General features: G+C 45.2%; 3 protein-coding genes. All 3 read right to left on the bottom strand.

Annotated elements, in window-relative coordinates:
* Positions 1-215: 215 nt before the first annotated feature.
* The 3 genes from F8R90_RS32885 to F8R90_RS14035 all read right to left on the bottom strand — a co-directional run bounded on the left by F8R90_RS32885 (position 216) and on the right by F8R90_RS14035 (position 2,350).
* The gene (locus F8R90_RS32885) at positions 216-356 is read right to left on the bottom strand and encodes a hypothetical protein (RefSeq protein ID WP_230966309.1); all 141 of its coding nucleotides are present in this window, start codon (positions 354-356) and stop codon (positions 216-218) included.
* The gene (locus F8R90_RS14040; RefSeq protein WP_196511265.1) at positions 353-1,096 is read right to left on the bottom strand and encodes a M50 family metallopeptidase; all 744 of its coding nucleotides are present in this window, start codon (positions 1,094-1,096) and stop codon (positions 353-355) included. The genes F8R90_RS32885 and F8R90_RS14040 overlap by 4 nt, the downstream gene beginning before the upstream one ends.
* A gap of 375 nt (positions 1,097-1,471) precedes the next feature.
* The gene (locus F8R90_RS14035) at positions 1,472-2,350 is read right to left on the bottom strand and encodes an FHA domain-containing protein (protein WP_196511264.1); all 879 of its coding nucleotides are present in this window, start codon (positions 2,348-2,350) and stop codon (positions 1,472-1,474) included.
* Positions 2,351-2,488: the final 138 nt, after the last annotated feature.

Here is a 2,488-nt window from a genome sequence, read left to right as displayed (position 1 = left end):
GCCATTAGTAATGTGTGTGCACGCCGAATTTCTCTGGCTTTTGCTGAACCCTTTTTGACTAGAGCCAGTAGTTCTTCCCTCTGTGATTCACTCAGATTAATTTGATACTTTTTGCTCATACACCCTTTTTCCTTCTTCTGCGATCGCTTGTCTGCTTGTGAATACCAATGCATCCACATTGCTATTTAATCACACTTGATTATAACCCCGCAAAATTAATGGGACAGACCACTAGGTAACTGTAACTGGTTAACTAAGGCTTGTACTTTTAGGCACTCTATACTTAATTCAGCAATCAAAATACTGAGGGTTGAATTGGTGACTGCAAGAGGGCGATCGCTCATCTGCATATTCATTTTGAACGATAGGCAACGCGGAGACTTTGGACTAAAATCACCAGAGATGCGATCGCCATTAACCCGCCCCAAAACCAGTAAGGTAAAAGCAAATACCTTTGCATTTGTGCTGTATCAGAGAGTCCAAGAGAACCAGCAGAACTACTAAATAGATAATCAAGCTGATGGAACGTACTCACACAAGCTTGTACACCTAGAAATTGAATAGCAAATCCCTGCGCCCAACGAGGCGCTTTCAGAGCAATACCCAAGATTATTAAACCCAGCAAGGGAATTGCCATCAATCCAAACGGGGAACGTACCCAAATTAATGTGGAAAATAGCAAAGAACTGCCTAATATTTTCAAGCTCAGGGTAGCTATTTTAAAACTGCGGGAAGCCAGAATCAAAGCTGCACCGGCAAGAGGTGGCCCCATTGGGCCTGCTGCTGCAACCATTGCCGGGCCAATTGGCCCCAATGACGACCGGATGCCATAAGTTGCGACACCGGAACCATTGCTAAAAATCTGTAATTTCTGAAACTGTCCCCCTAATAGGAGTGCCATTAAGCCGTGACCCATTTCATGAAACCAAGTTGCCAGGATCGTAAATGGATATAAGATATAATCACCTCCTGGTACTTGCCACAGTAAAGCTGTTGCGATCGCTGCTGCAATTAGCCACGTTAGCCCCATGCGTTCAACAACTGGCGGGGCTTCTTTGGTAAGCAAGGGTTCAAAATTTTTGCTTGGTTCCCTCATAGGTCGCTCTATTTTGGATTTTAGATTTTAGATTTTAGATTTTTTGGAAAATTCAAAGTTTAAAATTGATGTGTATTTTCTCTATCCTAATGTAATTAAACTTATAAGCATTTAAATTGCATATAGTCAATAGCTAAAATACTTGCTGCGCTTGGATTTATTTTTTAATCTTTAATTGCTGATTGAGGTCATGCAATTGCTGAACAATGCAACAATTTGCACCTCGAAGCGACGGCTGTCAACTATGGCGCTATCAAGAACAACATAGTTATCCGTCGCTTGTTTGATGCAGTTCAGTTGTTTCTCCTCCAAAAGGGATGCCGGAGGATGGGCAAAAATGCTTAGGCTGATGTCACACAATTGATAGAGAATCAGTTAAGCAAGTTGAAAAAGGAATGTCATTAAGTCTCCTTTACCCAAGCTGATGCGATCGCCTGGTCGCAAACGATGACGATTCCCTGGTAAAAGCGGTGAATTATTAATGTAGGTACCATTAGAACTTCCCACATCCTCTACATAATGAGCATCTCCCTCGACGCGAATATCTGCATGAATCCGCGAGACAATTTCTGAATTAGGAAATCCTGAAACATCTATATCTGGGGGAATCCGGTCATTGGGCTTGCCGATATGAATCACAGAGAGATTTTGCGGCAATTCAATTAACCGATCAGTTTGAACGTGGATTAACCGCGCTGTGACCTGTTGCAATTGCGTTCTGGCAACTGTTGCAGTTGGTGCTGGTGCGGCTGGTGGAGGTACTTCGGCTTCAGAGGCTGGCGCTGGTTCCAACGGTGGTGGAGTAGGAATACTTTGTCCAGAGACTACGGGTTGAGTTGCGACTATTGTCGGTGGCTCTGGGGGGTTGCTTTCTGTAGTAGATACCTGTGGCGGAGCTACTGGGGGAGCTGCCACCTCTGTTGCTGGTAAAGATGAGATGGGGGGATGGGAGTTAGTAGAACCGCTCATTCCCAAAGCATCTGGTTGTAAAAGTTCTAACAGGGGATCGGGTGGAACTAACGGCGGTACTTCCACAGGATTATCGGGAGTAACTGTAACAGCTGCCGCAGTATGAACGTGTGGAACTCCTGCGGAGTGAAGGTTATAGCCACACTGACCGCAGAATGCAGCATCTGCCTGCACAGTTGCTCCACAACTGGGACAATTAGTAGTCGCGGGTAACGGTGTATAGCAAGCTTCACACTGGACAGCGCCGTCAGGGTTGGGATGATTGCAATTAGGGCAGACGATCATCGATATTTAGCCTTTGTTCAAGATCATCATAAATATAGGTAGGACTGGCAAGCAGAAGGCGGCCCTAGCTTTAGATTCTAGCAATTACTGCTGATGGAACGAGGAATTGGACAGGGGGGAAGGGAGCAGGGGGCAGGG

The organism is Nostoc sp. NZL (assembly GCF_015714705.1).
Taxonomy (GTDB): domain Bacteria; phylum Cyanobacteriota; class Cyanobacteriia; order Cyanobacteriales; family Nostocaceae; genus Nostoc; species Nostoc foliaceum_A.
This window is presented reverse-complemented; position numbering and strand designations above follow the sequence as displayed.

Bases quoted from the DNA above. Each gene is read 5' to 3' on its own strand.
- F8R90_RS14035 (WP_196511264.1), bottom strand. From the start codon at position 2,350: ATGATCGTCTGCCCTAATTGCAATCATCCCAACCCTGACGGCGCTGTC.
- F8R90_RS14040 (WP_196511265.1), bottom strand. From the start codon at position 1,096: ATGAGGGAACCAAGCAAAAATTTTGAACCCTTGCTTACCAAAGAAGCC.
- F8R90_RS32885 (WP_230966309.1), bottom strand. From the start codon at position 356: ATGAATATGCAGATGAGCGATCGCCCTCTTGCAGTCACCAATTCAACC.